Here is a 17314-nt window from a genome sequence, read left to right as displayed (position 1 = left end):
AATACGTTTGAGCCGGCTATCGCCAAGGAGTTCATCAGCTGATGCTGTAAACGTTGACTCTAGCGGGTTACACCCGATAACAAGGGCACAAATTTTACAGGTTCGAGAACCTGAGTAACGAAGTTGTCGCTATCGCCGTCACGAATAATCAGGCGAAGCTCCTGTGTCACGCCGCCAACAGGAATCACCAGAACACCATCAGGTGCGAGCTGCTGCAACAGTTCTGGCGGAACCTCTCGGGGAGCGGCCGTACTCAAAATGCCATCAAAAGGCCCTCGCTCAGGCCAGCCAAAGCCGCCATCTGCGTGTTTCAGCTCTACATTACGCAGACCGATCTTGCGAAGTCTCTCTCGGGCTTTATCCTGTAATGGTTTGATACGCTCAACACTGTAGACCTGAGGCACCAATTGCGCGAGAACACTGGTCTGGTAACCCGAACCGGTTCCCACTTCGAGTACACGCTCAAGCTTTCCTGCCGCGCCAATAAGTACTTCTGTCATCCGCGCAACAATATAGGGCTGTGACAAGGTCTGCCCATAGCCGATGGGGAGTGATGTATCTTCATAAGCCCTGTGGGACAGAGCTTCATCCAAAAAGATGTGGCGTGGAGTATCCCCCATAACATCCAGCACCTGATGATTGGTGACTCCCTGATCCATCAGGCGTTCAACCAACCGTTGCCTCGTCCGTTGCGAGGTCATGCCAATACCTTGTAATTGCAGGCTGCTCACCCTTTTCCCCCAGTAATAACAGTATCGGAGCCCTTCGTAACCTTATTGACCCCATAAACCGCAATGGAGTGGACACAAAAAACCCCAAATCCACCCAAGCCCAGAACTATACCATATCCTCCTGCGCTGACATCTCTTTCAACATATTTGACTCTTTCAGCAGGGCAATTTCCCGCAGGACCGCTGTAGCATAGGTACCGGGCGGCAATGAAAAACTGACCTCAAGGGTTGAGCCGTTGATACTGAACTCAAAACCTTCCGGTTTCAGCAACAAAGAGCGCCGCTCCTGAGACAGGCCTACATGCTCCAAAGCATCACACCAGCCCTCCGGCTGGCTCAAAACTCCTTCTTCCAGGGCCAGACACTCATCGGATACCAGAGGCCTGCCGCGCCCCCATAGGGGCCCGGTAGCGGGAGTTTCAGCGTCAGTTGCCACGTCACCAGCCAGAGAGGTATTCCAGTTTCCTGCATGAATGCGAGCACTGAGCACCTGATTAAACAAATAAGAACGGGCGGCCGAGAGCATCATACCGCGCTTCTGTCGATTACCTATACGGCCGCCTTCCACCAGAATCCGGTTGGCTTCCTTTAAATTATTGCCGTCATGGCCAAAACGCTGCAGACCAAAGTAATTGGGAACACCATCGGCGATCACGGTCTGCAAGCGCTCTGACAACCGGGAGACATCCCCTTCCAGCTCATGCAAACGAATAACAAAGTGATTGCTCTTATGGGCTCCACGGCGAAGTTTTTGGCTGTGACGGGTTACGTTCAATAATTGAATGGTATCGGTTTCCAGCTCGGACCAGTCCGGCTCGGTACCTTTCGGGAAGTAAACACTGAACCACTGACGAGTCACCGCATGACGATCTTTTAGCCCTGCATAACCCACATCATTATTCTGCACCCCTGCCAGACGTGCGATCTGACGAGCAAGCCAGGGCGTGTTCTCACCCTGTTTTTCAATGTGCAGGTAGACATGTTCGCCCTGCCCGGTGAGATCGAACCCCAGATTTTCGACGACCTGAAAATCTTCATGAGATCGCCGAAATAATCCGGCGACCGCTGGCTCACCATAGGCATACGCCCAATCCAGAGAATAAGCGGAAGTAACGCTATGAGACATGAATGAGCCTGTTGGTTAATTGGTCAGTAATCATATTGTGTGTAAGAAGCCCAAAGTCTGCCTAGCGACGACGTGCCTTGGGGCCACGCCCGCCGTGACCTTTCGGTTTTTTACCGGTGGTCGGGCGTCTGCTGTCTGTGGACTTGCGGGCTTTCGGGCGCCCCTCGCCATCACCGGCACTGCGCCCCTGAGCCCCGATGGCCTTGTTGTAGCCTTTATACTGTTTGCCCTGACGACCGGGAACCTTGTCTTCCCAGGGCACCAATTGATTAGCGCCATCGCCAATCAAGTCCTTGCGATTCATATCCAGCAGGGCCTTGCGCAAAAAAGCCCAGTTTTTCGGATCGTGGTAACGCAAAAACGCTTTTTGCAGGCGACGCTGTTCCAGCTTGCGTGGAATGTAAATCTTTTTGCTCTTGTAACTCAGCTTATGCAGCGGATCACGCTCGGAGTGATACATGGCTGTCGCCAGCGACATGGGCGAAGGATAAAACGTCTGCACCTGATCAACACGGAATTTGTTTTTCTTTAACCAGAGAGACAAATTCAACATGTCTGTATCTTCACAGCCCGGGTGTGCGGCAATGAAGTAAGGAATCAGATACTGCTCTTTGCCTGCCTCTTTCGAATATTTGTCGAACATGCGCTTGAAGTCATAATAGGTGTCCATTCCCGGCTTCATCATTTTATTCAGCGTGTCCATCTCGCTGTGCTCCGGAGCAATTTTCAGGTAACCGCCTACATGATGGGTCACCAGCTCTTTCACATACTCGGGATCGCGCACCGCCAGGTCATAGCGCAGGCCGGAAGCGATGGCTACCCGCTTCACCCCTTTGATTTGTCGAGCTTTACGGTACAACTGAGTGGTCTGGCTGTGGTCGGTCACCAGATTTTTGCAAATGGTTGGGAACACGCAGGACAGACGACGGCAATTGGCGTGGATCATCGGGTCCTTGCAGTTCAGGTGGTACATATTGGCTGTAGGCCCACCCAAATCCGAAATTGTGCCGGTAAATCCCGGAACCGTTTCGGTAATGGCTTCAATTTCCTTGAGAACGGATTCCTGAGAGCGACTCTGAATGACTCGACCTTCGTGTTCGGTAATTGAACAGAACGTACACCCGCCAAAGCAACCACGCATGATATTCACCGAAGTTTTGATCATGTCGTAGGCAGGTATCTTGGCATCACCGTAGCTGGGATGCGGGCGACGCTGGTATGGCAACGCAAACACGCCGTCCATCTCTTCGGTTTCCAGAGGAATCGGTGGCGGATTCACCCACAACTCGCGATTGCCATGCTTTTGCACCAACACACGGGCATTGTGCGGATTGGACTCCTGATGCAGAACCCGGGATGCATGGGAATACAACACTGCATCCTTGCTGACTTTCTCGAAGGACGGCAGTCGAATGTAGGTATTTTCCATCTCCCAGACGCTTTTGCCTTGCAACGGCATGGGGATAATACGGACTGGCTGCTCTTCTCCGTCGGCAAGATCGTCTTTCTTGGCACAGGAGCCATCTTCCTTGGAATCGAACTCGTAGGGGTTGGAGATTTCATCCACATGTTGTGGCCAGTCAATACGGGTGGAATCAATTTCAGTCCAACCGGCAGGTACGGAACTGCGCATCACCGCGGTTCCGCGAATATCTTTCAAATCCTCAATGGATTTGCCCAGTGCCAGCTCATGGGCCACTTCGGCGATGGCCCGCTCTGCATTGCCATAGAGCAAAATGTCCGCCGTCGAATCCAACAAGACAGAACGTCTGACTTCATCGCTCCAGTAATCGTACTGGGCGATACGACGCAGGCTGGCTTCAATCCCGCCAAGCACAATGGGTACGTCTTTGTAGGCTTCCTTACAACGCTGACTGTAAACGGTTACGGCCCGATCGGGACGTTTGCCCGGTGCACCATCCGGTGTATAGGCATCGTCATTACGGACTTTCAGATCGGCCGTATAGCGGTTGATCATGGAATCCATATTGCCCGCTGAAACCCCAAAAAACAGGTTCGGCTTGCCCAGCGCCTTAAACGCCTCCGCACTGCGCCAGTCCGGTTGAGCAATAATGCCAACCCGAAATCCCTGGGACTCAAGAAAACGCCCCATCACAGCCATACCAAAGCTGGGGTGATCCACATAGGCGTCACCGCACACAATGATGATATCGCAGCTGTCCCAACCCAAATCATCCATCTCCTGACGACTCATGGGCAGGTATGGCGCCGTGCCATAGCATTCGGCCCAGTATTTGGGGTATCCGAACAGGGGCGTAGCCTCTATGGGCTTGGCAAGCGGGCGTGACCGGTTAGCAGGAGTGGACATAGGATAGGTACAACCTTTTTTGAGCTTAAATTGCTGAATTTCACGCCATTTCCAGACGAGATTCTCAGCGAGGCTAAATCAGACTAAAATAGTCGGCCATTTTCCCAAAAAATCGCTTCCGGTGACAGTAAAATCGAGGCTTTCCGAAAAACAGCGCCAGATACAGAGTCAGGATGAAGCTACCGGTTAGGCTGTACGCCACCCCAAAGTGACATACCCGCCGGGACGAACAGCCCCAAAGCAACTTTGTCCTACCGCTGATACAATTTGCAACAAAGTTGTTACAAAGGTTAACCAGTGTAAAACCCCCGCCTCCCGCAAGACTTATCTGTCAAATAACAGTAACCTTTGTAGCGTCCAATGCATCTTTTTGATCTGACATCCGCTTTCATAACAATGAGTTACAACCGTTAGTGGACATGTCTTATACACTGATATTAATAACGCGATGATGCTTACTCTGTGAATACTGTTTCTGTCTCACTTTTGTCCTTGTCTGACGGTTTGCGATCTGGCTCTCTACTGAAAGCCACCGCCCTCGCTGGCGCCTTGATACTGTCCGGCTGTCAGTCGTCTGCCATTACCCAGAGCACACATCAGCAAGCTCCCTTTGGATTGACAGATGACCTTCCCGCGGCTCACAAAGATGGCACACCGCTGTCTCCGGCAGAGCTCGCACCACCCACAGACTGGCTGGACAGCTTTCAGGACCCGTTACTCATGCAATGGGTAGATACGGCTGCCTATCAAAACTTCGACCTGCTGGAAGCCAAGGCTAGAGTTGAGGCAGCGCAACAGCAGCGCAGGATTGCCGGCTCAAGCCTGTGGCCCAGCATGAATCTTGGGATTGATGGCCAGCGTCAGAAAAACCTCAGCAATGGCTCGACGACATACAACAACCAGTTTCAAGCCGGTCTCGATATCGCCTGGGAAGTGGATTTGTGGGGCAAACTGGGCGATCAGCTCGAATCAGCCGACTATCTCTGGCAATCCGAACAGGCTTTGTACACCAGCTCTCGCCTTTCAATTGCCGGTCAGGTAGCAAAAGCCTGGTACAACGTCACCGCACAACACCTCTATACCCAATTGCTGAATGAGCGCGAGACCAACCTCACCACCAATCTGGACATTATTGAAAACGGCTATCGCCAGGGCATTAACAGTGCTCTGGATGTGTATCTGGCCCGCACGGATTTGGCCAGCGTACGCAATGACAGAGAACAGCAGCAAGCCACCGAACAGGAAGCCATCCGCTCGCTGCAATTGTTGCTGGGCCAATACCCATCCGGGCAGTTAACCCTGGAACAAGAACGTCTTTCGCTGCCCTCACTGCCGAACCTCAATCTTGAAACCCTGAATGCCCAGACGGTTCGCCACCGTTACGATCTTCAAGCCAGCTTTCTGGAACTGCTGGCCAGCGACCGGGATCTGGCTGCGGCTCATAAAGCCCGTTTTCCCTCTTTCCGTTTAACCGGAAGTACCGGCGACAGCAGTGACGAGCTGAATAACCTGTTTGATGCCAGCTCACTGGCCTGGAACCTTCTCGGCAACCTGACACAACCGGTGTTTGCTGGCGGCCGGTTAAAAGCTGAAGAACAACGTCAACGGGCTGTGGTCCAACAAAAAGAACAGCAATATCTGCGCACGCTATATACCGCCTTCAGTGAAGTAGAACAAACCATCACCAATGAGTCGGCACTGAAAAAGCGGTTACTTCAGGTTCGCGAAGCCAAAGAACTGGCCGAAGCGGCAGAAGATCTGGCGTTTGAGGAATACCGTCAGGGGCTTGAAGACTACAGTTCAGTGCTTGAGGCCCAACGACGAGCGTTTAACGCTCAGGACACACTTATCAGTATTCGTTATCAACTGCTGGAAAATCGCATCAATCTGTTTTTGGCTCTCGGCGGCGACTACTAACCAACGGTTCAACGGCCGACAGATCGGCTACGACGAATAGTGTAATGACGAATCATTACTGACCGGCAAACTAACATTTATTGAGATACACGCGACATGCATGTCAAACCAAAACAACTGATCCTCTCAGCAGCCATTCTCGGCGGTTTTGCCCTGCTGGCTTTTATTATTTCCAACAACGGTCCCAGTTCGTCGCGCCCCGCCCCAATGGGCAAGCCTGTCCTGAAAGTCAGCAGTCAGGTAATCGAGCCCACCCGATATCAATACCAGCTTTCCAGCTTTGGTACCGTACAACCCCGAACCCAAAGCCTGTTGGTGGCTCAGGTCAGTGGAGTCATTACCGAGGTCAACCCTATTTTTCGCGATGGCGGCTTCTTCAATGAGGGAGACATTTTAATCCGTATCGACGACCGTGATTATCAGACCGCAGTAAAAGTGGCGCAGGCTGAAATGCTGCAGGCCAAACTCTCCCTCGAAGAAGAGAAAGCCCGAGCCCGACAGGCACTGAAAGACTGGCAACGACTGGGCGACGGTGAAAAAGCCACGGATCTGGTGTTGCGTAAACCGCAACTTGCTGCAGCCGAAGCGAAGCTGTTTTCTGCCCAGGCCAACTACGAAAAAGCACAGCTCGATCTGGAGCGCACTCGCATTCGTGCCCCCTTTAATGGCCGGGTTAAATCCACCATGGTAGATCTTGGCCAGTATGTGAATGGCAGTACCGAACTGGCGGAGATATTTGCCACAGATGTTGTAGAGATCCGTCTCCCGCTGAAAAACAGCGAACTGGCACTGATCGACCTGCCGGAAAACTATCGCGGCCAGCCCGTTGATCCTGAAGCATACCCCAATGTCACAATCCTCAGCGATCTCGGCGTACATGAGAAATGGCAAGGGAAGATTGTCCGCACCGAAGCGGCGATCGATGAAAACAGTTACCAACTCTATGTCATTGCCCAAATTCAGGATCCGTTTGCCGTGACGCAAAAAGATAAGGCCCCTCTCAAGATTGGCCAGTACGTCACAGCACAGATCCAGGGGAAAACCATTGAAGACGCCCTGGTCGTACCCGCCAACAGCATCTATCAGGGCAGTTACCTGTTTGTCATTGAAGATGGCGCCCTGCAACGCAGAAACATCAGCCTCAGTTTTCAAACACCACAGGAGGCGGTGATCCTTGAAGGCCTGAATCCTGGCAGCGAACTGATTGTCTCGCCATTGGGGCAAGTTACCAGCGGAACACAGGTAAGCGTCATTAAGGACAAAGACAACACACAAACCGCCGAGCATGATACCGATGGTTTGCCTCAGACTTCCGCTACCGACGCTGCCAACTTAACGAGACAAAACCCATGATTGCCTGGTTTACCCGCAACCACGTCGCCGCAAATTTATTGATGGTGACACTGCTGTTTCTGGGCATCATGTCCCTGCAGACACGTATCCCTCTGGAAATTTTCCCCACCATGGGTTCTGATCGTATTGCCGTCGACGTCTCACTGCGCGGTTCTACTCCGGAAGAAGCCGAACAGTCGGTAGCCATTCGCGTAGAAGAAGCGATTCAGGATCTCGAAGGCATTAAAAAGATCAGTAGTCGCTCCAGTGAGGGCAGTGCTTCCGTCGACATCGAAGTGGAGAGTGGTTACGACCCTCGGGAGCTGCTTAATGATGTCAAAACCCGCGTGGATGCGATCAATACGTTTCCCTCTGAAGCGGAAAAGCCCGTTATCAGCCTCGACATTTGGACACGCGATGTCATCAGTGTCGCCGTAGCCGGCAATCTGAGCGAAAAAGAAATTCGCCAGCAGGCCGAACGTGTACGCGACGACCTGCTGAGCATACCGGGCATTACCCAGGTAGAACTGGACGATGTACGGGATTATGAAATCTCTATTGAAGTGCCTCAGGATCGGCTGCGACAGTACAATCTGCAATTGTCCGACGTAGCCAATGCGATCAACAACAGCTCTCTGGATTTGTCCGCTGGCAATGTAAAAACCTCGGGTGGCGAAGTTCTGATTCGCCTCAAAGGACAGGCTTACAATCGTCCTGAATTTGAAAATATTGTCGTAGCCACGCGCGCCGACGGCAGCATTGTACGAGTTGGCGACCTGGCAACAGTCAAAGACGCCTTTACTGAAGATCCCATGCTCAGCCGATTCAATGGCCGCCCTGCTGCAATGATCGAAGTGTTTCGCGTCGGCAACCAAAGCGCCATTGATGTAGCCACCAAAGTTAAGGATTATGTTGCTGAGCAACAGGACAGACTGCCTCTGGGACTGGAACTATCCACCTGGAGAGACAAATCCAAAATGGTAAAGGGGCGTTTAAAAACCCTCACCACCAGCGCCATACAAGGGGGTATTCTGGTACTGGCGTTACTGACGTTGTTTCTCAGGCCTTCTGTTGCTTTGTGGGTCTTTATTGGCATCCCGGTGAGTTTTATGGGTGCCTTTATCGCCATGCCCTTTTTCGGCATCACCCTCAATCAGATGAGCCTGTTCGGCTTTATCCTCGTACTCGGTATTGTCGTGGATGACGCCATTGTCACCGGTGAAAATGTCTATCGACATCTGCAGAATGCAGAAGACGGTGAATACGCTGCAATTGAGGGTACCAAAGAAGTCGCCGCCCCCGTGACATTTGGTGTACTGACCACCGTGGCTGCGTTTATCCCGATGACCATGATCGAAGGCCCTCGCGGGGTGATGTTTCAGAATATTGCCGTGGTGATTATTCCAATCCTGCTGTTTTCTCTGATCGAATCCAAGTTCGTCTTACCCGCCCACCTGAAATACCTGTCGGTGGGTAAGAAACGCTCTACCAATCGATTGAGCCAGTGGCAACAGAATGTCGCCAGCAGCTTTGAAGAATTTGTCCTGCGTTATTATCAGCCCCTGCTCGAACACTGTCTGAAAAATCGCTATGCCACAATTTCTGTCTTTGTGGGTGTGCTGTTAATTATTATCTCTCTGGTCAGCAGCGGCTGGACACGCTTTGTGTTTTTCCCGAGGCTGGAATCAGAGACCATCACCGTCTCTCTGGTGATGCCTACCGGCACGCCTTTTGAAGTCACCGATCGCTATATCGAGCGCATGACGGAAGCAGCCATCACGCTGAAAAATGAGTTTCGGGATCCGGAAACCGGCGATTCCATAATTATGAATATCCTTTCGTCAACCGGTAATGCCGGCCGTGGACAACGGGGCACAGGCAACGGTCGTGTGCGCATCGAAATTGTGCCGCCCGAAGAAAGGCACGTTCAGACGTCGAACCGGGAAATTGTCAGCAAATGGCGCAATCTGATCGGTGAAATCCCCGGCGCCGAAGAAATCGCCTTCCGCTCCGAGATTATGCACGTTGGTAATCCGATAGACATACAACTCAGCGGTAACAATATGGACGACCTGCAAAAAGTTGCTGAGCTGGTGAAAGTGCAGCTGGCCAAACACAAAGGCGTCTTCGACATCACCGACAGCCTTGCAGAGGGCAAACAGGAACTGCGCATCAAGCTCAAACCACAGGCTTACGCACTGGGCCTCAATGAATCCGACGTAATACGTCAGGTTCGGGAAGCCTTCTATGGTTATGAGGCACAGCGCATTCAGCGTGGTCGTGATGATGTTCGCGTTATGGTTCGCTTCCCGCTGCAGGAGCGAGAAGCCATTGCCAACCTGCAGGATTTCCGAATCCGTACCAACGATGGCCGCAGCATTCCGGTAGCACAAATCGTTGAACTGATCCCGGACACCAGCCCCACGACCATCTATCGCAATGACCTGAAACGCACACTGAGCGTTATCGGCGACATCGACAAGAGTGTCGCCAACATGACGGTTATCAATGCGGATATGCAAGAGTTTCTCGATCAGTCTTTGCTGCAGTACCCGGGTGTTTCCTATTCTCTGGAAGGTGAAGCCCGCGAACAGGCAGACTCCTTCAAGAGCCTGGCTTATGGCCTTGGTTTTGTGGTCTTTGCCATCTATACCCTGCTGGCAATTCCGTTTAAATCCTATGGTCAACCCTTGATCGTGATGTCCATCATTCCCTTTGGAACCATCGGTGCCTTTATCGGCCACTGGTTGATGGGCATCGATTTGACGATTTTCAGCATTCTCGGAATCCTGGCGCTGGTCGGGGTTTTGGTCAATGACAGCCTGGTACTGGTAGACTTTATTAACCAGCAGCGAAGGAAAGGTATTGAGCCTCTGGAAGCCATTCAAATGGCCGGTGCCGCCCGCTTTCGCCCGGTCATTCTCACCTCCATGACAACGTTCATGGGGTTGGTGCCGCTGCTATTTGAAAGCAGCACTCAGGCACAATTCCTGATACCCATGGCTGTCTCATTGGGTTTCGGTATTCTGTTTGCCACTTTTGTGACCTTGCTCTTGGTCCCCATCAATTACCTGATCGCCTGGGAACTGAAACAAAAGCTTTCCGGTAAACCTTCTGAAATACTGGTTACCAGCCCCAATTAGATCGACATATCATTGGGGTATTATCAGCCTCTGCGATTACTCTGGTTCAAATTTTATGCTTTAAAATTTGAACCAGAGTAATCAAGTAGAACCTGTCAGCGATTTCCCACCACGATGCCTTGGCTCTCAAGAGCAGTTTGGCCATCTCATCAATGTCACAAAAAACATCCAATTTTTGTCACACCATCTCAAAAAACTGATCTACAGTATTCAATTGAAACCCGGCCTGCCCCTGCTGGTGTAATTTAACAAGCAATAAAAATAGGCTTATTGGCTACATCCCTAGTACATCCGATTACACAAAGGTCTCTCACAAATCCAGAACTGTTAACAAGTCTTTAGACACGAAAGGTAGAGTCCTCGAGTATCCGTAGCTACAATTCCCTGCAGACAGTCTCAATTCATCATCGCCGGTTAATCAATATGAGTACACACGAACAGATTTTTGATCTTCGCCAACGTCTTGCCGCAACGGTTGTGGGCCAAGAGGGTGTCATCGAACAATTATTGATCGCCTTGCTGGCCAATGGCCACGTTCTGCTAGAAGGACTGCCAGGGTTGGCCAAAACCCGCACCATCAAAATGCTGGCAGCCAATCTGGAGAGCGAGTTCAGCCGAATTCAGTTCACCCCTGACTTGCTTCCCAGCGATATTACCGGCACCGAGATCTATATTGGCGATGCATCCACTGACAAATTTCAGTTTCAGCCAGGGCCAGTCTTTGGCAACCTGATTTTGGCGGATGAAATCAATCGTGCACCGGCCAAAGCCCAGTCGGCACTGCTTGAAGCCATGGAAGAGCGTCAGGTCACTGTCACCGGTAAAACCCATCCCCTACCTGAGCTGTTTCTGGTCCTTGCGACTCAGAATCCCATTGAGCAGGAAGGCACCTACCCTCTGCCCGAAGCACAAATGGACCGCTTTCTGCTTCATGTGTACGTCGACTACTCCAGCGACGAGGACGAGCGAAAAATCCTGCGTCTGGTGCGCGGTGAAGATTCCGGGGCCTCTACGGAACAACACGATGAAATCCCCGCTCAGGCGGTTCTGGATGCACGGAAGGAAGTGCTGGATGTTCAGGTTTCCGATGCTGTCGAACGCTATATTGTGGCGATCATTGCAGCCACCCGGCGTCCGGCTGAATATACAAACTCTCCCCTGTCCCAGTGGATTCACGTTGGTGCCAGCCCTCGCGGCACGCTGGCTCTGGACCGTGCTGCTCGTGCACACGCATGGTTGGATGGCCGTTCAGCAGCAACCCCTGACGACGTGAAAGCGGTCGCTCATGCCTGCCTGCGTCACCGGATTATTCTGAGCTACGAAGCAGAAGCAGAAGGCATCACACGGGACAAGGTACTTAACGAAGTCCTGGCCCAGGTTGCTATTGCATGACCGATTACGCTGCCGACCAACAAGGCGCTTACGTTCAGCTGGATGATCTGGTTGCCATGCGCCCTCGCGCCTCGGGCTTTAGCTTTTTGCCCAGACAACCGGTGCATTCTCAACTGGCCGGCCGCCACAGCTCACGACTGCGTGGCCGCGGATTAAATTTTGAAGAGATCCGGCAATATCAGGTCGGTGATGATATTCGTCAAATTGACTGGAAGGTGACAGCTCGCACCCGCAAAACCCACAGTCGGGTCTACACCGAAGAACGGGAGCGCACGACGCTTTTCGTGGTTGACCAGCGTATTACGATGTTTTTTGGCAGTGTTAAACAAATGAAGTCGGTCACTGCTGCCCAGGCTGCGGCTTTGGGAGCATGGCGTGTACTCGCTCAGCAAGACAGAGTTGGAGCACTGATCTTCAATGACAGCGATATCGTCGAGGTAAGACCACAACGCAGTCATTCTGCAGTGATGCGTATTCTCCACGCTATCGTCGAACAAAATCATTTACTCTCCGTAAAAAACGGTACCCGAAGCAATCCGCAGATGTTTAACGAAGCTCTGCGTCGATGTGACCGATTGGCAAAACACGACTGTCTCGTGTGTATCATCAGTGATGGTGTGGGGCAGAATGAGGAAACCCGACATCTGATCACCCGTATTGCCCGACACAATGATGTGCTGTTCGGCTTTGTACACGATCCGCTCGAGGGAGAGCTACCCAGCGCAGGGCCACTGGTGTTTGAAGACGGCCAGTACCAACTGGAAGTTGATACCGCCCAAACCAGTCTGCAAGATAGATTTCGCGAAGATTTTGCCAGTTCACGCAACCGTGGCCGTCAGTTTTTGCTGCAACGGGAAACACCGGTCATTCCATTAAGTACCGCCGAAGAAGTCACTGAGCAAATCCGTCGAGGATTGGGTGTACGTCCACGATGAAGAAAGATCCCACAAGCCTGGACCTGCTGCACGACATTATCACAGCTGCACCTGCGCCATTCTGGCCGCCGGCACCGGGCTGGATTGGGGTGCTGGCGGTCATATCGTTGCTGGTTCTTACGGGACTGGTCTGGATGATCATCCATCGGCAGCAAAACCGCTATCGTCACGAAGCGCTGTCAGAACTCGCGCGTCTGGAAACACTCGCAGCAGCGTCTGACAAGCAGTACGAAGCAATATGCAATATGTCCGTGCTACTGAAGAGAACGGCCCTGACGGCCTTCCCTCGTCCTGAAGTAGCCACGCTGTCAGGCTCTGCCTGGTTTACCTTTCTCGACAATACCGGTGGTACAGGTTTTACCAAAGGTCATGGCGAGGCTCTCGAGTCAGCCATTTATCAGACCACCGATCACCCGTTGAATCATGCACAATTCACTGAACTGGTATCTGAGATTCGCAGATGGATTCGCGAACACGACAGTACCGCTGAACTGAACTTGCCCGGTTCACCCAAAGCGGTATCCCCCTCCTCCTTGCCCCCAGGCAAATCACCTGCCAGTAAGGAGGTCGTGTGAACAACCTGACCCTAGTACACGCTTGGGTACTGCTGCTTTTACCCCTGCCTCTGCTCATCTGGTGGCTCGTTCCCCCATATCGAATGCCCCGCCGCGGCCTGGTGGTTCCCTTTCTGCCTCGTCTCGCGGCTTTAGTCGGCCACGAACCTGATCGTGGCGCTACTGTCACTCAGGGCAGTTTCCTGCGCTGGCTGACCATCAGCTTTTGCTGGTTTTGCGTGATCCTTGCCGCTGCCCGCCCCCAATTGATTGAACCTCCAATCAACAAAGAGATCCCCGTGCGCGATCTGCTGTTGGCGGTAGATCTTTCCGGTTCAATGGAGACACAGGACTTTAAAGACCCACAAGGCAAGGAGGTTGATCGTCTTTCAGCGGTAAAGACCGTGCTGGATGACTTTCTGGCAAAGCGCCAGGGCGATCGCGTGGGGCTGATCCTGTTTGGCAGTGCAGCCTTTGTTCAGGCGCCCTTTACTGAAGATCTGGAGGTTTGTCGCCAGCTGCTGGAAGAAGCACGAGTCCGAATGGCAGGTCCACAAACGGCTTTTGGCGACGCCCTGGGATTAGCCATCAATGTATTCGATCGCAGTACCGTCAGCGAACGTGTATTGATTGCCTTAACCGATGGGAATGACACCAACAGTCAGGTTCCGCCTGACAAAGCCGCCCGGATTGCCAAGGACAAAGGAATTGTCATCCACACCGTAGCCGTCGGTGACCCTCGGTCAGTTGGCGAAGATGCGCTGGACGAAACGACGCTAAAGCGCGTCGCTTCGAGTACCGGTGGAATCTATTCTCACGCGTCCGACGGTAAAGAACTGCAAGCCATTTACGATCAACTGGATAAAATCGAAACCCGAAAAGTTGAAACAGTCTCTCACCGTCCACGCCGTGATGTTTACTGGTGGCCCCTGGCTGCAGGTCTACTGGCCTCAATGCTGTATATGTCAACGGGACTGCTATTCACACGACGAACCCCTCAAGAGACATCTCATCCGAAAGCGCATCGCCCCTCATCTGCGACGCTAAATTCGGCAGCATCTGCGGGCCTGCTGCCGTTTGCCTTTCATTTTATTCGTCCGGAATGGCTGCTCGCTCTGATTCCGGCAGCCCTGTTATGGTGGCTGTTACACCGGCAGACTGAAACACAGCGGGCATGGCGAGGGATTATTGCCCCACAATTGCTGGACCATCTCTGGGGTGGAGAACAAAAAGCCTCACGCTTTGGTCCCCTTGAATGGGTAGGGCTCAGCTGGATGATTAGCATACTGGCTATCGCCGGCCCAACCTGGAAACACGTGCCCTCTCCTTTCGCCGATGATACTGCCGCGCTTGCTGTAGTTGTGAAGGTATCCCCGTCCATGGAAACTGAGGATATCCAACCCAGTCGTCAGGAAAGAGCCGCACAGAAAATTCATGACCTGCTGACAATCCGGGGCAACGCCAAAACGTCTCTCATCGCCTATTCCGGGACCGCTCATGTCGTCATGCCTGCCACAGGTGATGCAGGTATTATCGATTCATTCTCTCAGGCCCTCACTCCCAAAGTGATGCCACTGGATGGGGATGTCGCGGCACAAGCGTTGCGGCTGGCCGATGGCACTCTCGATAAAGCGGGTGGCGGCTCTATTTTATGGATTACCGACAGTATTGCCCCTGAACAAGCTCAGGCTTTGAGTCAGTGGCGAAATGCGTCCAATACCGATGTTCGCCTGTTGCCGCCATTATTGCCCGGCGAAGAGCTCGATACACTCAAAACCAGTGCCCGTGCCGCCGGCGCCAGGGTCGTCCCTTTGACCGCCGACGACTCGGACGTACAAACTCTGGCCAGTGCGGCAAAGTTTGCTGATGTCCGGGGGGGAGAAAACGAAACGCGCTGGGCCGAAAGTGGCTACTGGCTGACTCCGGTCCTGGCGTTGATGTTACTGGCGTTTTTCCGTCGTGGCTGGATGGTCTCTCTGGAAAGAGTCTCAAATGAGCAACGCAACTCATGAAAGCGACCGATAATATGACTTGGCATCCGCGCATTCGCTCTCGAAAAACTCTGACAATAGCAGGCGGTATTCTGGTCGCCGCAATATTCGTGTATGGCAGCTGGAGTAACCCTGACTTTTGGTTGACTGCCGATCAAAGGGGCGATCATCTCATGGCCAAACAACAATACCAGGCTGCGGCAAACGCTTACACAGATCCATGGCGCAAAGGCGTTGCCCAATATCGCAACGGCGACTTCGAAGATGCCGCGCGTACCTTTGCCAGGGTGCCCGGCGCCAAGGGGGCCTTCAATCAGGGAAACGCCTGGTTGATGCAAGGTAAATACGATAGCGCCATCAAAAGCTACGACCGCGCTCTTGGCTTTAAACCCCGCTGGCAAGAGGCGCAAGACAATAAAGCCCTGGCGCAAGCACGTCAGAAACGCATTGATGATGCAGGTAAAAATCGAGATCAGGAATCTGCCGACGCTCATGAGCCGGATGACATCGTGTATGACCAAAAAGGAGATAACAAAGACAGTAAACCGAGAGAATTGAGCGCTCAGGACTTTTCGGATTCTGAGTTGCGAGCCAGCTGGCTCCGTCGGGTACAAACAACGCCCAGCGACTTCCTCCGGGCCAAATTCGCCTGGCAGGCCGCGCACGCAGATCAAGAAAGTCCAGACACTCAGAATGGGAATGCGTCCACACCATGATGCGAGCGAAGCGATTATCCCATTTGCTATTAACCATGGCGTTACTCATCACCACCCTGATGCTATGGCCCGCACAACACACCCTTGCTCAGGATGGCCATGTGCCTTCACCCAAAGTTTCTGCGGCATTAAGCGAAACTGATGATATCTGGGTTGGACAAGCCATGGTTGTGCAAGTCCGTATATCCACCCCCGGCTATTTCAGCAGTGCCGTCAGCTTTGATATACCAGACCCGGAAGGTGTTTTGCTAATGCCTCCGGCTGACCATCCGGTTATGAGCACAGACACCATTGATGGGACACACTACACAATACAGCAATACGAACTGCGAACCTGGCCTATGCGAGCGGGACCACAAGCCATTCCGCCAGTGAGTGCGCGCTTTACCTATAAACGCAATCCTCTCGACACAGAGAGCATAACCGCCGAAGTCAGCACAACGGCCTTACCCTTTTCCGTGAAACGACCTCCGGGTTCAGAACAACTGGGTACTGTCATCAGCGCCCGTAACCTCGTGTTTGAGGAAAGCTGGTCTCCGGTACCCGGCGATGAAGAAGTCAAAGCCGGCACAACCTTTACCCGAACCATTACCTTTAAAGCTCCCGATATGCCCGGAATGATCTTTCCGCCCTTCCCGGCAGATGATATCGATGGTCTGGGTGTTTATGAGAAACGACAGTTACAGGACAGTGACCATCGTGGCACGTTGGTCGGAGTGCGGCAGGACGAAATCACTTACCTCTGTCAGCGCCCCGGTCAATTCACCATACCGGAAACCCGCTTCACCTGGTTTGATCTCGACAGCCAGGAACTTCGCACAGAGATACTTCCAGAGCGCACAATACATGTGGTGGCCAACCCCGCCATGGCCTCTCTGGACGTGACCGATCCGGCAGGCTTTACGCAAGCCCGGACTCGAAACAAGTGGATTGGTGGAGCAATAGCCCTGCTGATCATCACAGGGCTGGCTTATCTGGCGAGCAGAAATCAACGGATACGGAATAAGGTTCGCAGGGCTGCGCAACCTTTTAAGCCGGTGCATTTACAGCCATTGAATCCAACGGAACGTAAATCGGGTAGCCGGTCTGGCAGCTGACAGATTAACTGGATTATCCGCAGCTAAATTCAGTCACTGAAAATTGCAGCT

12 protein-coding genes are annotated in these 17314 nt (G+C 52.7%); 9 read left to right on the top strand and 3 right to left on the bottom strand.

The annotated features are described in order from the left end of the window. Positions 1–59: 59 nt before the first annotated feature. The 3 genes from KOI40_RS10525 to KOI40_RS10515 form a co-directional block, all read right to left on the bottom strand. Positions 60–701 carry a protein-L-isoaspartate(D-aspartate) O-methyltransferase gene (locus KOI40_RS10525; RefSeq protein ID WP_216097469.1) on the bottom strand — a complete coding sequence of 214 codons (642 nt, stop codon included), beginning with the start codon at positions 699–701 and terminating at the stop codon, positions 60–62. A gap of 136 nt (positions 702–837) precedes the next feature. Further along, positions 838–1857, bottom strand: coding sequence for a tRNA pseudouridine(13) synthase TruD (gene truD / locus KOI40_RS10520; protein ID WP_216097468.1), 1020 nt, complete (start codon positions 1855–1857; stop codon positions 838–840). A gap of 61 nt (positions 1858–1918) precedes the next feature. Further along, positions 1919–4186: a YgiQ family radical SAM protein gene (locus KOI40_RS10515; RefSeq protein WP_216097467.1), complete on the bottom strand. Its 2268-nt coding sequence runs from the start codon at positions 4184–4186 to the stop codon at positions 1919–1921. A gap of 462 nt (positions 4187–4648) precedes the next feature. Here KOI40_RS10515 and KOI40_RS10510 point away from each other — a divergent pair, with 462 nt between their 5' ends. From KOI40_RS10510 to KOI40_RS10470, 9 genes are all read left to right on the top strand, one after another. Continuing rightward, positions 4649–6103 carry an efflux transporter outer membrane subunit gene (locus tag KOI40_RS10510; protein ID WP_216097466.1) on the top strand — a complete coding sequence of 485 codons (1455 nt, stop codon included), beginning with the start codon at positions 4649–4651 and terminating at the stop codon, positions 6101–6103. 96 nt (positions 6104–6199) lie between these two features. Next, a complete protein-coding gene (locus KOI40_RS10505) occupies positions 6200–7456 on the top strand; it encodes an efflux RND transporter periplasmic adaptor subunit (protein ID WP_216097465.1) in 1257 nt (418 codons plus the stop codon). After that, a complete protein-coding gene (locus KOI40_RS10500; protein ID WP_216097464.1) occupies positions 7453–10578 on the top strand; it encodes an efflux RND transporter permease subunit in 3126 nt (1041 codons plus the stop codon). Before KOI40_RS10505 ends, KOI40_RS10500 begins: the two co-directional genes overlap by 4 nt. A gap of 423 nt (positions 10579–11001) precedes the next feature. Beyond that, positions 11002–11970, top strand: coding sequence for an AAA family ATPase (locus tag KOI40_RS10495; protein WP_216097463.1), 969 nt, complete (start codon positions 11002–11004; stop codon positions 11968–11970). Beyond that, positions 11967–12905 carry a DUF58 domain-containing protein gene (locus tag KOI40_RS10490; RefSeq protein WP_216097462.1) on the top strand — a complete coding sequence of 313 codons (939 nt, stop codon included), beginning with the start codon at positions 11967–11969 and terminating at the stop codon, positions 12903–12905. Before KOI40_RS10495 ends, KOI40_RS10490 begins: the two co-directional genes overlap by 4 nt. After that, positions 12902–13480, top strand: coding sequence for a DUF4381 domain-containing protein (locus KOI40_RS10485; RefSeq protein WP_216097461.1), 579 nt, complete (start codon positions 12902–12904; stop codon positions 13478–13480). The genes KOI40_RS10490 and KOI40_RS10485 overlap by 4 nt, the downstream gene beginning before the upstream one ends. Continuing rightward, positions 13477–15471 (top strand): VWA domain-containing protein, encoded by a 1995-nt coding sequence (locus tag KOI40_RS10480; RefSeq protein WP_216097460.1) that lies wholly within the window; start codon positions 13477–13479, stop codon positions 15469–15471. Before KOI40_RS10485 ends, KOI40_RS10480 begins: the two co-directional genes overlap by 4 nt. After that, positions 15468–16166, top strand: a complete 699-nt coding sequence (locus KOI40_RS10475; protein WP_216097459.1) for a tetratricopeptide repeat protein — start codon at positions 15468–15470, stop codon at positions 16164–16166. The genes KOI40_RS10480 and KOI40_RS10475 overlap by 4 nt, the downstream gene beginning before the upstream one ends. After that, positions 16163–17263, top strand: coding sequence for a BatD family protein (locus KOI40_RS10470; protein ID WP_216097458.1), 1101 nt, complete (start codon positions 16163–16165; stop codon positions 17261–17263). The genes KOI40_RS10475 and KOI40_RS10470 overlap by 4 nt, the downstream gene beginning before the upstream one ends. The last annotated feature ends 51 nt before the right edge of the window (positions 17264–17314 follow it).

The sequence above is a fragment of the Pseudomaricurvus albidus genome (assembly GCF_018863235.1).
Classification (GTDB): domain Bacteria; phylum Pseudomonadota; class Gammaproteobacteria; order Pseudomonadales; family Cellvibrionaceae; genus Pseudomaricurvus; species Pseudomaricurvus albidus.
The sequence above is the reverse complement of the archived record's forward strand: the minus strand, read 5'-3'. Positions and strand labels throughout refer to the sequence as shown.

Bases quoted from the DNA above. Each gene is read 5' to 3' on its own strand.
- KOI40_RS10485 (WP_216097461.1), top strand. From the start codon at position 12,902: ATGAAGAAAGATCCCACAAGCCTGGACCTGCTGCACGACATTATCACA.
- KOI40_RS10490 (WP_216097462.1), top strand. From the start codon at position 11,967: ATGACCGATTACGCTGCCGACCAACAAGGCGCTTACGTTCAGCTGGAT.
- KOI40_RS10470 (WP_216097458.1), top strand. From the start codon at position 16,163: ATGATGCGAGCGAAGCGATTATCCCATTTGCTATTAACCATGGCGTTA.
- KOI40_RS10515 (WP_216097467.1), bottom strand. From the start codon at position 4,186: ATGTCCACTCCTGCTAACCGGTCACGCCCGCTTGCCAAGCCCATAGAG.
- KOI40_RS10525 (WP_216097469.1), bottom strand. From the start codon at position 701: ATGACCTCGCAACGGACGAGGCAACGGTTGGTTGAACGCCTGATGGAT.
- KOI40_RS10495 (WP_216097463.1), top strand. From the start codon at position 11,002: ATGAGTACACACGAACAGATTTTTGATCTTCGCCAACGTCTTGCCGCA.
- truD (WP_216097468.1), bottom strand. From the start codon at position 1,857: ATGTCTCATAGCGTTACTTCCGCTTATTCTCTGGATTGGGCGTATGCC.
- KOI40_RS10500 (WP_216097464.1), top strand. From the start codon at position 7,453: ATGATTGCCTGGTTTACCCGCAACCACGTCGCCGCAAATTTATTGATG.
- KOI40_RS10505 (WP_216097465.1), top strand. From the start codon at position 6,200: ATGCATGTCAAACCAAAACAACTGATCCTCTCAGCAGCCATTCTCGGC.
- KOI40_RS10475 (WP_216097459.1), top strand. From the start codon at position 15,468: ATGAAAGCGACCGATAATATGACTTGGCATCCGCGCATTCGCTCTCGA.